The following is an 18864-nucleotide window of genomic DNA, read 5'->3' on the forward strand; positions in this document are numbered from 1 at the left end:
ATGTCCCAAAATCAAACTATATCCGTTAAAGATATTTCACCAACGATCAACAAACAGCGTCCACGAAAAGAGCAACGTGATGCTGCTCAAGAGTTTATCAGCACCATTCAAGGCGTAAGCTTCCCCAATTCAAAACGCATTTATCTCGAAGGCTCACGCACTGACATTCAAGTACCCATGCGTGAGATCCAGCTTGATAAAACGCTAGTAGGAGGATCAAAAGATTCCCCTGTTTTTGAAGATAATGAACCTGTACCGGTATATGACACATCAGGCCCTTATGGTGATCCTGATTCTCAACTTGACGTTAACCTTGGCTTAAAAAAAATACGCCAACCTTGGATTGATGAGCGCAATGATACCGAAACGCTTTCACTTTTAAGTTCTGATTTCACCCAACAGCGCCTTTCTGATGCTGGATTAGAGCATCTGCGTTTTCCCTTAAAACCAAGCCCTAAAAAAGCGCTAAATGGCAAAAGTGTGACCCAATTGCATTATGCTCGCCAAGGCATTATTACGCCTGAAATGGAGTTTATTGCTATTCGTGAAAATATGGGGCGAGAGAGAATTCGTAGCGAAGTTTTACGCCAACAGCACGCAGGGTTTAGCTTTGGTGCTCATCTCCCTGACAATATTACCCCTGAGTTTGTACGCCAAGAAGTTGCAGCTGGTCGAGCAATCATTCCAGCCAATATCAATCACCCAGAATCAGAGCCAATGATTATTGGTCGTAATTTCTTAGTGAAAGTGAATGCCAATATCGGGAACTCTTCGGTCACCTCCTCAATTGAAGAAGAAGTTGAAAAGCTAATTTGGTCTACACGCTGGGGAGCGGATACCGTAATGGATCTCTCAACAGGCCGTTATATTCATGAAACGCGTGAGTGGATCATTCGCAATAGCCCTGTTCCTATTGGTACAGTTCCAATTTATCAAGCTCTCGAGAAAGTTAACGGTATTGCTGAAGATCTCACTTGGGAAATGTTCCGAGATACCTTGCTTGAACAAGCAGAACAAGGGGTTGATTATTTTACTATTCATGCTGGTGTATTGTTACGTTATGTGCCAATGACAGCAAAACGACTAACGGGCATAGTGTCTCGTGGCGGTTCGATAATGGCAAAATGGTGTTTATCACATCATAAAGAGAATTTCCTCTACGAACATTTCCGTGAAATCTGTGAAATTTGTACCGCTTATGACGTCTCCCTCTCACTGGGCGATGGATTAAGACCAGGTTCGATTCAAGATGCCAATGACGAAGCACAATTTTCTGAATTACATACTCTAGGTGAGCTGACAAAAATTGCATGGGAGTATGACGTTCAAGTCATGATAGAAGGCCCTGGCCACGTTCCAATGCAGATGATCCGCCGCAATATGACAGAGGAATTGGAACATTGTCATGAAGCACCATTTTATACATTAGGCCCTCTCACTACAGATATTGCGCCGGGTTACGATCACTTCACATCAGGTATTGGTGCAGCAATGATTGGCTGGTTTGGTTGCGCAATGCTCTGTTATGTTACACCAAAAGAACACCTTGGTTTACCTAATAAAGAAGATGTGAAACAAGGTCTTATCACTTATAAAATCGCCGCTCATGCAGCCGATTTAGCAAAAGGACACCCCGGCGCTCAAATTCGTGATAATGCAATGTCGAAAGCGCGCTTTGAGTTTAGATGGGAAGACCAATTTAACTTGGCTCTTGATCCTGAAACTGCACGTCAATATCACGATGAAACGCTACCTCAGGCTTCAGGAAAAGTCGCTCATTTCTGTTCAATGTGTGGTCCTAAATTCTGCTCAATGAAGATAACACAAGAAGTACGCGATTATGCGGCAGGTATGGAGAAAATGTCTCAAGCCTTTAAAGAGCATGGAAGTGAGTTATACCACAGTGCAGAAATCGCCAGTGTTGAGGTGCCTGAAAATGAACAGATCCTCTAATACACCTTTTGCATTAACAGAAAAAAAGCTTGGGCTTTATCCTGTTGTTGATTCTGTTGAATGGATCGCACGCCTATTAAAAATAGGCGTTACCACCCTGCAATTACGAATAAAAGATAAACAGCCAGACGACGTTGAACAAGAGATCATCGAAGCAATAAAACTGGGCAAACAGTATCACGCAAGACTGTTTATCAACGATTACTGGCAACTCGCCATTAAACATCACGCTTACGGTGTTCATCTTGGTCAAGAAGATCTCGATATTGCCGACCTTAATGCCATTAAACAATCAGGATTACGCCTTGGTATTTCCACTCATGACGAAGTTGAATTACAAAGAGCGAAAATATTACGTCCATCTTACATCGCATTAGGGCATATATTTCCAACCACCACAAAAGATATGCCATCTAAACCTCAAGGTTTAAAGGCACTCAGACATCAAGTAGAGCAGACACCCGATTTTCCAACGGTTGCTATTGGTGGGATCTCACTAGAAAGAGTACCTGATGTTGTTGCAACTGGGGTGGGGAGCGTTGCCTTGGTTAGTGCAATAACAAAAGCACCAGATTGGCAACAAGTGACTCGTAAATTATTAGAATTAGTGGAAGGAAAACCATCATGCTAAATGATAATGATTTTATGCGTTATAGCCGACAAGTGATGTTAGAAGATATTGGCTTAGAGGGTCAAAACAAACTTCAACAAGCAAAGGTATTGATTATTGGACTTGGCGGATTAGGCTCTCCCGCATCACTTTATCTTGCTGGTGCAGGTATTGGTGAGCTTATTTTAGTTGATGATGATGAGTTACATGTTTCTAATCTACAGCGTCAAATTCTTTATCGCACTCAAGATATTCCCGATGCCAAATCAGAAGTCGCAAAGCAGTCTCTACTTGCACTAAATCCGGATATAAAAATTACTTCTTATAAACAACGTATTAATGATGATTCATTATCTAAATTAGTTAAAGAGGTCGATTTAGTTTTAGATTGCACAGATAACATGCTCACTCGTCAAGCGATTAACCGTGCTTGTGTCGCACAGCAAACTCCACTTATTAGTGGTAGTGCCGTGGGCTTTAGTGGTCAGCTTATGGTATTTGAACCTCCTTTTACTCAAGGTTGCTATCACTGTCTTTATCCTGATGAAACTGAGCCACAAAGAAACTGCAAAACAGCAGGTATATTAGGACCTGTTGTTGGGGTTATTGGCACACTTCAAGCCCTTGAAGCAATCAAATTACTCTCAGGCTTACCTTGTTCTCTAAGTGGAAAACTTCGCCTTTTCGATGGTAGAAAACAAAATTGGAGTACTTTGCATTTAACACCATCAAAAACATGTCCTGTTTGTCGAGGGGTAGCATGAACATTACCGTAAATGACGAACAATATTCTCTGGATATGCCTGTCACTATCTGTCAGCTCCTTATTCAGTTAGAACAGCCACACATCGGTGTGGCGCTTGCTGTCAATGAAACCATTGTTCCCCGTGAAAATTGGGAAACACATTTTATTAATGATGGCGATACTATTCTTCTCTTCCAAGCAATTGCAGGGGGCTGATATGTTAAAAATTGCTGATACAACATTCACATCTAGACTTTTTACAGGCACAGGAAAATTTGCAACACCAACGCTTATGACAGAAGCCATTAAGGCTTCGGGTAGCCAATTAGTCACGATGGCAATGAAGCGTGTGGATTTAAAGAATGGTAATGATGATTTAATCGCACCACTTAAATCATTAAGGGTAAAATTATTACCTAATACATCCGGTGCAAAAACAGCACAAGAAGCTGTTTTTGCGGCTCGTTTAGCCAAAGAAGCCTTTGGCACCCATTGGGTAAAATTAGAAATTCATCCTGACACTAAATATTTATTACCCGATCCTATTGAAACACTTAAAGCCGCTGAAATCCTCGTTAAAGAAGGTTTTGTTGTGTTACCTTATTGCAGTGCTGATCCTGTTTTATGTCGTCGTTTAGAAGAGGTTGGCTGTGCAGCTGTAATGCCTTTAGGTTCTCCTATTGGCTCAAATCAAGGTTTACAGACTCGTGATTTCCTACGAATTATCATTGAACAAGCCTCAATTCCTGTTGTTGTTGATGCTGGTATTGGTGCACCAAGTCATGCACTCGAAGCTTTAGAGTTAGGTGCTGATGCAGTATTAGTTAATACCGCAATTGCTGTTGCCAAAAATCCTATTCTAATGGCACAAGCATTTAAAGCAGCGCTTGATGCTGGTGAACTTGCTCGACAATCAGGACTTGCGACACCTGCTTCAATTGTGAATATGCAAGCGAAAGCTTCTAGTCCATTAACCCAATATTTAGGGGCATACTAATGGACACATTTTCTGATTATTGGCAACAACTCGACTGGGATGACATTACATTAAAACTCAATAGTAAAACCAATGCGGATGTTGAAGCCGCATTAAATCGCCATTCCCTTACACTTGATGATTTTATGGCGCTAATTTCGCCTGCGGGTCGCCATTATTTAGAGCCTATGGCACAACGTGCTCAACAACTCACTCGACAACGTTTTGGTAATATTGTGGGATTATATGTTCCACTTTATCTTTCTAATCTATGTGCGAATGATTGTACTTATTGTGGTTTTTCAATGAGTAATGCCATTAAACGTAAAACATTAAATGAAAATGAAATCATCGCTGAATGCAGTAGCATCAGGCAGTTAGGTTTTGATAGCTTGTTATTAGTGACTGGAGAGCACCAAAGAAAAGTGGGTATGGATTATTTTCGCCAATATATCCCTCTTATTCGAGAAAATTTCAGTTCATTAATGATGGAAGTACAACCTCTTGCAACAGAAGAGTATGCAGAATTAAAAACACTAGGTATTGATGGCGTGATGGTTTATCAAGAAACCTATCATGAACCAACTTATCAGCTTCATCATCTAAAAGGTAAAAAACAAGATTTCCATTGGCGACTACAAACACCTGATAGATTAGGGCAAGCAGGAATTGATAAAATTGGTTTAGGTGCGTTGATTGGCCTTTCAAGTCAGTGGCGTAGCGATTGTTATATGGTGGCAGAACATCTCTTGTTCTTACAAAAACGCTATTGGAAAAGCCGTTACTCTATCTCTTTTCCTCGTTTACGTCCTTGCGCTGGTGGGCTTAGCCCTGCATCGGTAATGAGTGAAGCTGAATTAGTTCAATTGATCTGTGCTTTTCGCATTTTGGCACCAGACGTTGAGCTTTCACTTTCAACACGAGAATCTCCTTATTTTCGCGATAACACAGTGCCGTTAGCAATTAATAATATTAGCGCAGGATCTAAAACCCAACCCGGTGGATATTCTGATAGTCATGAAGAGCTAGAACAGTTTTCACCTAATGATAATCGCCATGTAAATGATGTTATTAACGTATTAAAAGAGCGAGGATTACAACCTGTATGGAAAGATTGGGATAATTACTTGGGTCGTTAATTAAAATTTGAATAATATAAAACCGCTTTTAATTAATTTAATTACAAATAATAAAGGCGGTTTTTATTAAATAACTCAATAAAAATAACATGTAATAAACTTAAAATAATTAAAGAAAAATAAAAGATTATAAATAATGTCTTAGGATATTTTTAATTTAATATTATATAAAATAATTAACTTAATTCTTATACTGCTAATTCTTCAAGTTCTTGCATACTCAAACCTGATATTTTTTCGATCAATGAAAGATCAAAATTCTCTTTTAATAAATTTTGAGCTAATTCTATTTGTACTATTTTTTTACCAATCTCAATACCTTCCGTTTTACCTAATTTAATACCCTCATTTTTACCTAATTCAAACCCTTTATTTTCTAATCTCCACGCTATATTCATAATCACCTCTCTGTGGCTATCTACCTGTTCAACTATTTTATTGATAACAAATTCAAAGTCTGATGCATCCAGAATTGAGAATAAATATTCTACGACAATAATCGTGTCCTCATCTCTGCAGTTTTTCTGATTTATTGCTTTTGATAGAAGCATTGCAATCTTATTAAGATCATGACAACTATTAACATACTTCATTGCAATTTCCATTACCGCTGCTTTTTTATGTGTCAGCAAAATATCATCATCAATTGAAGTCAAATCAATTAAAGAGAAATTATTAGAATAAAGCTTATTAGCAAGTGAAGTAAGTGGAAAGCATGACATCCAATTAACAGGAAAAGGATAAGGTTTTTTCTTGCCATGATAAAACAAAATAGGAACAACGAGAGGCAACGATTTATAACCTTGCTGTAAATGTTGATTCATAGTGGAAAATGCATAATTCATCATGCGCCAAGCTATCATTTTATCTGGCCTAGATTGATGCTCTATCAGTAAATAAATAGGAATATCACCCTCTTTAGTTCTCACTAAATACAAAATATCAGACATACGAGAACGTAATTTAATATCGATGAAAGAAGAATTTTGCAATTGTAACGTCGAAAAATCACAATGACTTTTTAATTCCTCTGGTAAATGAACAAAGAAGAAATCTTTCGCATTACTGACATTCATCATAAAGCGTTTAAATGCAGAATCATAAGAAGATATAGATATAGGCTTTTTCATAACTGGCTCCATACTGAATTTGGATTGCCAGCTTACAGAAAAAAATAAATTTTTATCACTAAAAAATCATCATAATTATCTGAAAAATATAAGTTATTTATTGATCTTAACTGAATTAGTAATAGAGGAATAAAAAATACCTTCAATAAATATCAAAGGTATTTTTTAAGATTATAAATTTTATTTTTAATTATTTATCAACAACGATATTTTTATTAACGACTTCATATTCATCATTACCCACCATTCTCGCAAATTTCTCAATAGGGTCTGTACTCAAAGCATAGAGCCGTTTTAGTGCAAAAGGAGGATCACCTAAACGAACTTTTCCTTGTTGAGTTGTCACCGCCAATGTCATACCAGACGCTTTAACTGCAGTAATTGCCCTTTGATTATATCCACCGAAAGGATATGCAAAGGCATATTGATGTGGATTTAATAATCGCAATACACGTTGTGAGCGTTGTAAGTCTAATATAATTGTGTGGGACTGACGGCTAAAAATAATAGGTTTTTTATTATTATCTAAACGATGTAAAAAATGGGAATGTGACTGAATATCAAAAACATCACGACTCGATTTGAGTGATTGCCAACTCATAAATTGTAATGAATTAGGTGCCCACTTAGGTGTTTTGGATTTTATTCGTGATGAGATAACAAATAGTGTTGCTCGTTGACCATTTTCTTTTAAAAGAGGATAAGCATAACGATAAACGGATTGCAAACCATCATCAAATGTTAATGCAACAGCTTTGCCTGGTAAATTAACACTCTTATTTAAATAGCCAGCAACTTGATTGAGCGAAAGCGTTTCATATCCAGCTTCTTTTAAATAATTCATCTGCTCTGTAAATGCAGTTAATGATGTTGTTGTTGATGTATGGCGAAAATTATGGTTTTCCGTAACTTTAAGAATATGGTGATAAGTAAGTACTGGTATCCCTAAGTCAGGCTTTACATCCCTTGATGAAATATAACCTAAGCGATCACCTAAAGAGATTTCAAACCAATTGATTTTACTTCCATTAGTATCTTCTTTTATTGTGCGAGATAACACGGGGTAACGTAAATTGGGTAAGAGTGTCGCTATTTGTGGGCTAGCAATATCTTTATCACTATAGATAGGAGTATTTTTTGTCGTAATTAAATATTCGTAGATAGGATAATCTGCTTTCTTCGTGCTATCTGATAAGAAACGTATTTTCTTATCTGGTTTCATTGAAGCTATATCTTCAAAATAGCCATCTTCTAGATAGCCCGCTTCAAGATAACCTTGAGCATTCCCAAATTGTATTTTGTGGTAATCACCCTCTGTAACTGATGCATAAAAACTTTGGTTAGGAAAAAGTTCTGCAACAGGCTGCAATTTATCCCCTACAAATGCATATAACGTTTTTTGTTGGCGAAGTTGCATCAATGTTGTAATGGGCATTTTTAAATCCCATTGAGCTTCTGTTGGAATACCTCTTTCATAAGACACTGCTGAAGCAAATCCAGTAAAAATAAAACATAGAATAATCAAAATATTCGCTATTATTCTCATCATTTCGCCTACTTATGTAGAACAGAAACAAAAAATGCCCTCACAATGGAGGGCATTTCAATCTAATCTAAATTAGATTTTAGTCTTTTAATCCACCAAAACCAGCATTCAGTAATTCTGCTAAGTTAGCAGATGCTTCATCAGCACTGATTGTTGTTTCAGTTTCATCTGTCGGCAGTTGTGATTGACGACGCTTCATACGATCTTGGTGATACGCATATCCAGTACCAGCTGGGATCAAGCGACCAACAATAACGTTTTCTTTCAAGCCACGTAATTCATCACGTTTACCCGCTACCGCAGCTTCCGTCAGAACACGAGTTGTTTCTTGGAACGATGCAGCAGAGATGAAGGATTCAGTTGCCAGAGATGCTTTCGTGATACCTAACAGGTCACGAGCATACGTTGCTGGTACTTTACCATCATCTTCCAGAACACGGTTTGAAACTTTAACGCGAGCGTATTCAACCTGTTCGCCTTCGAGGAACTCAGAGCTTCCTGCGTTCTCAATGGTAACTTTACGTAGCATCTGACGAACGATAACTTCGATGTGTTTATCGTTAATCTTAACGCCTTGTAAACGGTAAACTTCCTGTACTTCGTTAGTGATATAGCGAGTAACCGCATGAACACCACGTAAGCGCAGAATGTCGTGTGGTGATTCTGGCCCATCGGAAATAACATCACCGCGTTCCACAACCTCACCCTCGAATACGTTAAGTTGACGCCATTTAGGGATCATCTCTTCGTATGCATCGCTACCGTCTAATGGAGAAATAACTAGACGACGTTTACCTTTAGTCTCTTTACCGAACGAAACAATACCGCTGATTTCAGCAAGGATTGCAGGCTCTTTCGGACGACGAGCTTCAAACAAGTCAGCAACGCGTGGCAGACCACCGGTGATATCTTTAGTACCGCCAGATTCTTGTGGAATACGCGCTAAAGTGTCACCAGCGTTAATTGTAATGCCATCGTCTAACTGAACAATCGCTTTACCTGGCAGGAAGTACTGTGCTGGCATATCAGTATTCGGGATTAATACGTCATTACCTTGTGCATCAGTGATGCGTAATGCTGGACGTAAATCTTTACCGCTACCTGTACGCTCTGCTGAATCCAAAACAACCAGTGAAGAAAGACCTGTTAATTCATCTGTTTGACGTGTGATAGTTTGACCATCAACCATGTCTGCAAAACGGATGATACCAGATACTTCACTCACAACTGGCATTGTATGTGGATCCCAGTTAGCAACAGTTTCGCCACCGTTAACCGCTTCGCCATCACCCTTCGCTAATTGAGCACCGTAAGGTACTTTATAGCTCTCTTTCGTACGACCGAATTCGTCAATTAAACGTAATTCAGTGTTACGAGAAGTGATAACTAATTTACCAGCAGTATTAGTAATGAACTTCGCATTGAATAGCTTCAGAGTACCTTTGTTACGTACTTGAATGCTAGATTCTGCTGCCGCACGAGATGCCGCACCACCGATGTGGAACGTACGCATCGTTAACTGTGTACCTGGTTCACCGATTGACTGTGCTGCGATAACACCGATAGCTTCACCTTTGTTAATGATATGACCACGAGCAAGGTCACGACCATAACAATTAGCACACACACCGAAGTCTGTGTTACAGGTTACAACTGAACGTACTTTCACGCTGTCAACTGAGTTTTCTTCTAACAAGTCACACAGTTTTTCGTTTAACAGGGTGTTACGTGGAACAAGAATATCGGCAGTACCTGGTTTCAGAATATCTTCTGCAGCCACACGACCTAATACACGTTCACGCAGTGGTTCTTTAACATCACCACCTTCGATAACCGGAGTCATCATAACACCTTCGGTTGTACCACAGTCGTCTTCTGTTACGACTAAGTCTTGTGCAACGTCAACTAAACGACGAGTCAAGTAACCGGAGTTTGCTGTTTTCAGTGCGGTATCCGCAAGACCTTTACGAGCACCGTGAGTTGAGATGAAGTACTGGAGTACGTTCAGACCTTCACGGAAGTTTGCTGTAATAGGTGTTTCGATGATTGAGCCATCTGGCTTAGCCATCAGACCACGCATACCTGCTAACTGACGGATCTGAGCTGCAGAACCACGAGCACCGGAGTCAGCCATCATAAAGATGCTGTTGAAAGATACTTGTTGTTCTTCTTCACCATTACGGTTAATAACGGTTTCAGTAGACAGGTTTTCCATCATCGCTTTTGCTACGCGCTCATTCGCCGCAGCCCAAATATCGATAACTTTGTTGTAACGTTCGCCCGCTGTTACCAGACCGGATTGGAACTGTTCCTGAATTTCTGCAACTTCTGCTTCTGCTTCTGCAATGATCTCTGCTTTTTTCGCAGGGATAACCATGTCATCGATACCTACTGAAGCACCTGAACGTGCTGCGTAAGCAAAACCGGTATACATGATTTGGTCAGCAAAAATAACGGTTGGCTTCAAGCCCAATACGCGATAACAGGTATTCAGCATTTTAGAAATTGCTTTCTTACCTAATGGTTGGTTAACCAGCGCGTAAGGTAGGCCTTTTGGTACGATCATCCATAAAATAGCTCGGCCAACAGTTGTGTCTTTTAAACTAGTTTCAGTGGTGATATTACCTTCGCCATCTTTGATCTCTTCAGTGATACGTACTTTAACGCGTGCGTGTAAAGAGGCTAAACCTGCGCGATAAACGCGTTCAGCTTCTTTAGGACCACTTAACACCATGCCTTCACCTTTGGCATTGATGCAGTCACGAGTCATGTAGTACAGACCTAATACAACGTCCTGTGAAGGAACGATGATTGGGTCACCACTTGCTGGAGACAGAATGTTGTTTGTTGACATCATCAGCGCACGAGCTTCTAACTGTGCTTCTAATGTCAGTGGTACGTGAACCGCCATTTGGTCACCATCGAAGTCGGCGTTATATGCCGCACAAACGAGTGGGTGTAACTGAATAGCTTTACCTTCGATAAGGATTGGTTCAAATGCCTGAATACCTAAACGGTGAAGTGTTGGTGCACGGTTCAGCATCACTGGGTGTTCGCGGATAACTTCATCTAAGATATCCCAAACAACCGCTTCTTCACGCTCAACCATTTTTTTAGCGGCTTTGATTGTTGTCGCTAAACCACGGGTTTCCAGTTTTCCGTAAATAAATGGTTTGAATAACTCAAGAGCCATTTTCTTCGGTAGACCACACTGATGCAGACGCAGGTATGGGCCAACGGTGATTACAGAACGACCAGAATAGTCAACACGTTTACCTAACAGGTTTTGACGGAAACGACCTTGTTTACCTTTGATCATATCAGCCAAAGATTTCAGAGGACGTTTGTTAGAACCTGTGATCGCACGACCACGACGACCGTTATCTAATAACGCATCCACAGACTCTTGTAACATACGTTTTTCGTTACGTACGATAATGTCTGGTGCTGCTAAATCAAGCAGGCGTTTTAAACGGTTGTTACGGTTGATCACACGACGATATAAATCGTTCAGGTCTGAAGTCGCAAAACGACCGCCATCTAGTGGAACCAGTGGACGTAAGTCTGGTGGTAACACAGGCAGTACAGTTAAGATCATCCACTCAGGTTTATTGCCTGATTGCATGAATGCTTCAAGTAACTTGATACGTTTAGTCAGTTTCTTACGTTTAGTTTCAGAGTTAGTTTCATTTAACTCTTCACGCAGCGTTTCACACTCTTGTTCCAGATCCATGCTCTGTAACAAGTTCTGAACAGCTTCTGCACCCATCTTCGCATCGAATTCGTCACCGAATTCTTCTAATGCATCAAGATATTGCTCTTCTGTTAAGATTTGTCCGCGCTCAAGGCTAGTCATTCCGCCTTCAACAACAACATAAGATTCGAAATACAGTACACGTTCAATATCGCGCAGTGGCATATCCAGCAGCAGACCGATACGGGACGGTAGTGATTTCAAGAACCAAATGTGAGCAACTGGAGAAGCTAATTCGATGTGACCCATACGTTCACGACGAACTTTAGTTTGTGTAACTTCAACGCCACACTTCTCACAGATAACACCACGGTGTTTTAAACGTTTGTATTTACCACACAAACATTCGTAATCTTTTACTGGTCCGAAAATACGGGCACAGAAAAGACCGTCACGCTCTGGTTTGAACGTACGGTAGTTAATTGTTTCTGGCTTTTTAACTTCACCAAATGACCATGAACGGATCATATCAGGTGATGCCAGAGCAATTTTGATCGCATCAAACTCTTCGGTCTTGGTTTGCGCTTTCAGAAACTTTAATAAGTCTTTCACGAAATGGCTCCTGTCGGAGTTAGACCTGCCAGGCAAATGACCCCTGTCATTCACCCCTTTAAACCAGTGTAGTCACTGTTTGACAGACTGCCATTTCTAGCAGTCTGTCTATATGGAATCCGTTATTCGTCTTCCAATTCGATGTTGATACCCAGTGAACGGATCTCTTTCAACAATACGTTGAACGACTCTGGCATACCTGGTTCCATCTGATGGTTACCATCAACGATGTTTTTGTACATTTTGGTACGACCGTTAACGTCATCCGACTTAACAGTAAGCATTTCTTGAAGAGTATAAGCTGCACCGTATGCTTCCAGTGCCCACACTTCCATCTCCCCGAAACGCTGTCCACCAAACTGTGCTTTACCACCAAGAGGTTGCTGAGTAACCAAGCTGTACGAACCAGTAGAACGGGCGTGCATCTTGTCATCAACTAAGTGGTTCAGTTTCAGCATGTACATGTAACCAACAGTTACTGGACGCTCAAATTGTTCACCTGTACGACCATCGAAAAGTGTAATCTGACCAGAAGTTGGAAGATCAGCTAATTTCAGCATCTCTTTAATTTCCATTTCTTCTGCACCATCGAACACTGGTGTTGCGGTTGGCATACCTTTTTTCAGGTTTTCAGCCAGACGTAACACTTCTTCATCGCTGAAGGTGTCCAGATCAACTTTCTGACGAGGTGCCATACCCAGATCGTAAGCTTTCTGGATAAATTCACGTAATTTAGCAACTTCTTGTTGCTGTTTCAGCATCGCGTTGATCTTATCACCGATACCTTTAGCAGCCATACCCAAGTGAGTTTCAAGGATCTGACCGATGTTCATACGTGATGGTACACCCAGTGGGTTCAATACGAGGTCTACTGGATTGCCGTTTTCATCGTATGGCATGTCTTCAATTGGGTTAATCTTAGAGATAACACCCTTGTTACCATGACGACCCGCCATCTTATCACCAGGTTGGATCTGACGTTTAACAGCCAGGTAAACCTTAACGATTTTCAGCACGCCTGGTGCTAAATCATCACCTTGAGTGATTTTACGACGTTTAGCTTCCAGTTTCTTCGCGAACTCAGCTTTCAGTTCATCATACTGTTCTGCTAATTGTTCTAACTGGTTTTGCTTTTCTTCATCCGCAATACCCAGCTCTAACCAACGTTCACGAGGTAATTTATCTAATTTCTCAGCTTCAATACCGCCAGCAATCAGAACACCACGGATACGAGCGAATAGACCAGCTTCAAAGATACGCAGTTCTTCAGTTAAGTCTTTCTTAACTTCACGTAACTGTGATTCTTCGATTTCTAATGCACGTTTATCTTTTTCTACGCCATCACGGGTGAAGACTTGTACGTCGATAACTGTACCAGACACGCCATTAGGAACACGCAGAGAAGAATCTTTAACATCAGACGCTTTTTCACCGAAGATAGCACGCAGCAATTTCTCTTCTGGAGTCAGTTGAGTTTCACCTTTAGGTGTTACTTTACCAACCAGAATGTCACCACCTTTCACTTCAGCACCGATATAAACGATACCTGATTCATCCAGTTTAGATAACGCTGCTTCACCGACGTTCGGGATATCAGCTGTGATCTCTTCAGGCCCTAACTTAGTATCACGAGAGACACAAGCAAGTTCTTGAATATGGATAGTAGTGAAACGATCTTCTTGAACAACACGTTCAGATACAAGGATGGAGTCCTCGTAGTTATAACCATTCCATGGCATAAATGCCACGCGCATGTTTTGACCTAATGCTAACTCACCAAGGTCTGTTGAAGGACCATCGGCTAACACGTCACCACGATCAACAGGTTCACCTAAAGATACGCAAGGAGTTTGGTTAATACATGTGTTCTGGTTAGAACGAGTGTATTTGGTCAAGCTGTAGATATCGATGCCCGCTTCACCAGCGTAAGTCTCTTCTTCGTTAACTTTGATAACGATACGAGAAGCATCAACATACTGAACAACACCACCACGTTTAGCAACCGCAGTAACACCGGAGTCAACCGCTACCGCACGTTCCATACCTGTACCTACCAGTGGTTTATCACCACGAAGTGTAGGAACAGCCTGACGTTGCATGTTCGCACCCATCAATGCACGGTTGGCGTCATCGTGTTCAAGGAATGGGATCAGTGAAGCACCGACAGAAACAACCTGTTGGGTTGAAACGTCCATGTACTGAACTTGGTCACGACTAAATAAGCTTGACTCACCTTTATGACGGCAAGTAACTAATTCTTCAACGAAGTGATTGTCATCGTCTAATACGGAGTTAGCCTGAGCAATGATGAAGTTACCTTCTTCGATTGCAGACAGATAGTGAATTTCATCTGTTACGGCATTGTTTTCAACAACACGGTAAGGCGTTTCTAAGAAACCGTACTCATTAGTCTGTGCATAAACAGATAATGAGTTGATAAGACCGATGTTTGGACCTTCAGGTGTTTCGATTGGGCACACACGACCGTAGTGAGTTGGGTGTACGTCTCGAACTTCGAAGCCTGCACGTTCACGGGTCAAACCACCTGGGCCTAATGCAGAAATACGACGTTTGTGCGTAATTTCTGATAGCGGGTTATTCTGATCCATAAACTGTGATAACTGGCTAGAACCAAAGAATTCTTTGACAGCAGCAGAAATCGGTTTTGCGTTGATCATATCTTGTGGCATTAATGCATCAAGATCGCCTAAAGATAGACGCTCTTTAACTGCACGTTCAACACGCACCAGACCAACACGGAATTGGTTTTCAGCCATTTCGCCAACAGAACGAATACGACGGTTACCTAAGTGGTCAATATCATCCACTTCACCTTTACCATTACGGATATCAATCAGTTTTCTCATTACTTCAATGATATCTTCTTGGCTTAGGATGCCAGAACCCTCAACTTCGTCACGGCCTAAAGAACGGTTGAACTTCATACGACCAACAGCAGACAGATCATAACGATCTTCAGAGAAGAATAAGTTCTCAAATAAATTTTCTGCTGCTTCGCGTGTAGGTGGTTCACCAGGACGCATCATGCGATAGATTTCAACTAATGCGCTTAAACGATCGTTTGTAGGATCGACGCGAACAGTTTCTGAAATATAAGCACCATGATCTAAGTCATTGGTAAACAGTGTTTCAATCGTTTTATGACCAGCTTGACTTAAGCGAGCTAACACATCTAAAGAGATTTCCATGTTAGCAGCACAAATCAGTTCACCTGTCGCTTCATCAATATAGTCACGAGCAACCACTTTACCTGCAATGTATTCAACAGGTACTTCAATGCGGTCAACTTGCTCTTTTTCTAATTGACGAATATGGCGAGCGGTAATGCGACGGCCTTTTTCGACATACACTTTGCCGTTTGCTTCAATATCAAATGAAGCAGTTTCACCACGCAGACGTTCAGGCACTAATGTCATCATCAGCTTGTTGTTGCTAATTTCAAACAATGTTTTTTCGAAGAATAATCCTAAGATTTCTTCAGTGCTGTAGTTCATTGCGCGTAAAATGATAGTCGCAGGTAATTTACGGCGACGGTCAATACGGACAAAAAGGTTATCTTTAGGGTCGAATTCGAAGTCTAACCATGAGCCACGATAAGGGATAATACGTGCGTTATACAGTACCTTACCTGAAGAGTGTGTTTTACCTTTGTCACTATCAAAGAACACACCAGGGCTACGGTGTAACTGGGAAACGATAACACGCTCAGTACCATTGATAACAAAGGTACCATTATCGGTCATTAATGGGATCTCACCCATATAGACTTCTTGTTCTTTGATGTCTTTAACGGTGCCTTCTGGGGCTTCACGTTCATAAATGACCAGACGCAGTTTTACACGCAGAGGTGCTGAATAAGTTACACCGCGGATCTGACATTCTTTAACATCAAAAACAGGCTCGCCTAAGCGGTAGCTGACATATTGTAATTCAGCATTACCACTGTAGCTTTGGATAGGAAATACGGAGCGGAAAGCTGCTTCCAGACCGTTTTGACCATCAGGATCTTGCTCGATAAACTTCTGGAACGAGTCAAGTTGGATAGAAAGGAGATAGGGAACATCCAGAACTTGTGGACGTTTACCAAAATCCTTACGAATACGTTTTTTCTCGGTATAGGAGTAAACCATAGGGTTCCTCAGCTCGCTGAAAAGTGACCCACTCTGCCTGTCCTTAACTTTAAGGATGGCTCGACATTCTGCAAACACTGTTTTTTTGTAGGTAGGAAAACAACTATTTTCCGAATATTCATTGCTATTACTCTTAAATCATTTCATTGTGCCAAGATCACTACCGAGCTTTCGAGAACGTGGATCGTAGTGACTAACACAGTATATTAAGTCGTCAATAGCAAAAAATATTGAAGTAATGAGACACCAAAAAAGTGTGAAAAAGTGACTCTTACCTTACAGCGCAAAAAGGCTGGTGACCAAAAAATCACCAGCCATCAGCCGTTAGGCTGCACTCTGGGAAGTTAAATTATTTAACTTCAACCTCAGCGCCTGCTTCTTCCAGAGCTTTCTTCAGAGCTTCAGCATCATCTTTGCTTACGCCTTCTTTCAGAGCTGCTGGTGCAGATTCTACTAAGTCTTTAGCTTCTTTCAGGCCAAGACCGGTAGCGCCACGTACTGCTTTGATTACTGCTACTTTGTTACCGCCGATAGCTTTCAGGATAACGTCAAATTCAGTTTTCTCTTCAGCAGCTTCTGCTGGACCCGCAGCAACAGCAACAGCTGCAGCAGCAGATACACCGAATTTTTCTTCCATCATAGAGATCAGTTCAACAACGTCCATTACAGACATTTCAGCAACTGCGTTTAAGATATCGTCTTTAGAAATAGACATAACAAGTGTTCCTAAAATTCAGAAAAAGTTTATACGTAAATAAAGCAACGAAGAAATTGGCTATTAAGCAGCTTCTTTCTGATCGCGCAGAGCAGCCAGAGTGCGAACCAATTTGCCTGCAGAGGCTTCTTTCATGGTTGCCATCAGGCGTGCGATTGCTTCATCGTAAGTTGGGAGTGTAGCCAGACGATCGATGTTCGAACCTGGGATAAACTCACCTTCAAAGGCAGCCGCTTTAATCTCGAATGCTGGGTTCGCTTTCGCGAAATCTTTGAACAGACGAGCAGCAGCGCCCGGATGTTCAGCAGAAAATGCAATCAAGGTTGGACCAACAAATGCATCTTTCAGTACTTCATAAGAAGTACCTTCAACAGCACGACGCAGAAGTGTGTTACGTACTACACGTACAGTAACGCCAGCTTCACGACATGCTTTACGCAGTTCGGTCATTTTAGCTACAGTAACGCCACGGGAATCCGCAACAACTGCAGAAAGCGCACCTTTGGCAACTTCGCTGACTTCAGCAACAATCGCTTGTTTGTCTTGAAGATTTAGTGCCATTAGCTTCTTGCTCCTGGATTAACCGAGTAAAAACTCGGGACTCACATCACTTATTACCACAATGGTATAAGCGCTAAAACACGGTGAGTAGAATCCAGAATATATAATTCTTTATTGGCTCTCTCACCGTCTACGCAGGAAAATTAAGTAATTACTTACACCTGCGGTCTTGGACGGGGTCTGGATAGGCCAGACTCCAACCGAAATTCAGAGAATTTAGTTATGTCGACTTGAATAAAATACAACATAGCTAAACTCAAGGCGTCAAATTCTATACAAATTTGACGCCAAGGTAAAGTCTTTTATGACTTTAGTCTAATCTAAGATTAAACTGTCGCGCTTAAGCTAGCTTGATCAATCGCAACACCTGCACCCATAGTGGTAGACAGGCTTACTTTCTTGATATAAACGCCTTTCGCTGCTGATGGTTTTGCTTTTTTCAGAGCAACCAGCAGAGCTTCTAAGTTTTCTTTCAACTGAGCTTCGTTGAAATCAACTTTACCGATAGTGGTATGGATAATACCATTTTTGTCGTTACGGTAACGAACCTGACCAGCTTTAGCATTTTTAACTGCTTCAGCAACGTTAGGAGTTACAGTACCCACTTTCGGGTTTGGCATTAAGCCACGTGGGCCAAGGATTTGACCTAATTGACCTACAACGCGCATTGCATCTGGAGATGCGATAACAACGTCAAAGTCCATTTCGCCAGCTTTAACTTTAGCAGCTAAGTCGTCCATACCGACTAATTCAGCGCCTGCTTCTTTAGCAGCTTCTGCATTTGCACCTTGTGCGAATACAGCAACGCGAACTGAACGGCCAGTACCGTGTGGAAGTACAGTTGCACCACGAACGTTTTGATCTGATTTACGTGCATCGATGCCAAGGTTAACAGCAACGTCAACGCTTTCAACGAATTTAGCAGTAGCCAGTTCTTTCAGTAAAGCAACAGCTTCAGCAATTTCGTACTGTTTAGTTACTTCAACTTTCTCACGGATATTGCGCATGCGCTTGGTTAGTTTAGCCATCAGA

13 protein-coding genes are annotated in these 18864 nt (G+C 41.1%); 6 read left to right on the forward strand and 7 right to left on the reverse strand.

Going from position 1 to position 18864, the window contains the following annotated elements; translation table 11 throughout:
- From thiC to thiH, 6 genes are read left to right on the forward strand one after another with little or no spacing between them, the layout of a single operon-like run.
- The gene (gene thiC / locus F1325_RS17320) at nt 1-1953 is read left to right on the forward strand and encodes a phosphomethylpyrimidine synthase ThiC (RefSeq protein ID WP_109374350.1); all 1953 of its coding nucleotides are present in this window, start codon (nt 1-3) and stop codon (nt 1951-1953) included.
- Nucleotides 1937-2584, forward strand: coding sequence for a thiamine phosphate synthase (gene thiE, locus F1325_RS17325; protein WP_109374349.1), 648 nt, complete (start codon nt 1937-1939; stop codon nt 2582-2584). The genes thiC and thiE overlap by 17 nt, the downstream gene beginning before the upstream one ends.
- Nucleotides 2578-3327 carry a HesA/MoeB/ThiF family protein gene (locus tag F1325_RS17330; RefSeq protein ID WP_109374348.1) on the forward strand — a complete coding sequence of 250 codons (750 nt, stop codon included), beginning with the start codon at nt 2578-2580 and terminating at the stop codon, nt 3325-3327. The genes thiE and F1325_RS17330 overlap by 7 nt, the downstream gene beginning before the upstream one ends.
- A complete protein-coding gene (gene thiS / locus F1325_RS17335; protein WP_109374347.1) occupies nt 3324-3524 on the forward strand; it encodes a sulfur carrier protein ThiS in 201 nt (66 codons plus the stop codon). Before F1325_RS17330 ends, thiS begins: the two co-directional genes overlap by 4 nt.
- Nucleotide 3525: 1 nt before the next feature.
- Nucleotides 3526-4305 (forward strand): thiazole synthase, encoded by a 780-nt coding sequence (locus F1325_RS17340; protein ID WP_160230764.1) that lies wholly within the window; start codon nt 3526-3528, stop codon nt 4303-4305.
- A complete protein-coding gene (gene thiH / locus F1325_RS17345) occupies nt 4305-5423 on the forward strand; it encodes a 2-iminoacetate synthase ThiH (RefSeq protein ID WP_109374345.1) in 1119 nt (372 codons plus the stop codon). The genes F1325_RS17340 and thiH overlap by 1 nt, the downstream gene beginning before the upstream one ends.
- A 188-nt stretch (nt 5424-5611) precedes the next feature.
- Here the strand turns inward: thiH and F1325_RS17350 are convergent, their stop codons facing one another.
- The 7 genes from F1325_RS17350 to rplA form a co-directional block, all read right to left on the reverse strand.
- Nucleotides 5612-6553 carry an Rpn family recombination-promoting nuclease/putative transposase gene (locus F1325_RS17350; RefSeq protein WP_109374344.1) on the reverse strand — a complete coding sequence of 314 codons (942 nt, stop codon included), beginning with the start codon at nt 6551-6553 and terminating at the stop codon, nt 5612-5614.
- A gap of 190 nt (nt 6554-6743) precedes the next feature.
- Nucleotides 6744-8099, reverse strand: a complete 1356-nt coding sequence (locus F1325_RS17355) for a polysaccharide deacetylase family protein (protein WP_160230891.1) — start codon at nt 8097-8099, stop codon at nt 6744-6746.
- 79 nt (nt 8100-8178) lie between these two features.
- Nucleotides 8179-12405, reverse strand: coding sequence for a DNA-directed RNA polymerase subunit beta' (gene rpoC / locus F1325_RS17360; RefSeq protein WP_109374342.1), 4227 nt, complete (start codon nt 12403-12405; stop codon nt 8179-8181).
- Between the two features lie 122 nt (nt 12406-12527).
- The gene (gene rpoB / locus F1325_RS17365) at nt 12528-16556 is read right to left on the reverse strand and encodes a DNA-directed RNA polymerase subunit beta (RefSeq protein WP_109374341.1); all 4029 of its coding nucleotides are present in this window, start codon (nt 16554-16556) and stop codon (nt 12528-12530) included.
- A gap of 349 nt (nt 16557-16905) precedes the next feature.
- Nucleotides 16906-17271 (reverse strand): 50S ribosomal protein L7/L12, encoded by a 366-nt coding sequence (rplL, locus tag F1325_RS17370; RefSeq protein ID WP_023583093.1) that lies wholly within the window; start codon nt 17269-17271, stop codon nt 16906-16908.
- Nucleotides 17272-17334: 63 nt separating this feature from the next.
- Entirely contained in the window at nt 17335-17832 is a 498-nt protein-coding gene (rplJ, locus tag F1325_RS17375) for a 50S ribosomal protein L10 (RefSeq protein ID WP_006534706.1), read from the reverse strand.
- 326 nt (nt 17833-18158) lie between these two features.
- On the reverse strand, nt 18159-18860 hold the full coding sequence (gene rplA, locus F1325_RS17380) for a 50S ribosomal protein L1 (protein ID WP_023583092.1): 702 nt from the start codon (nt 18858-18860) through the stop codon (nt 18159-18161).
- Between the last annotated feature and the right edge of the window lie 4 nt (nt 18861-18864).

The sequence above is a fragment of the Proteus columbae genome (assembly GCF_009914335.1).
In the GTDB taxonomy this organism is placed as follows: Bacteria; Pseudomonadota; Gammaproteobacteria; order Enterobacterales; family Enterobacteriaceae; genus Proteus.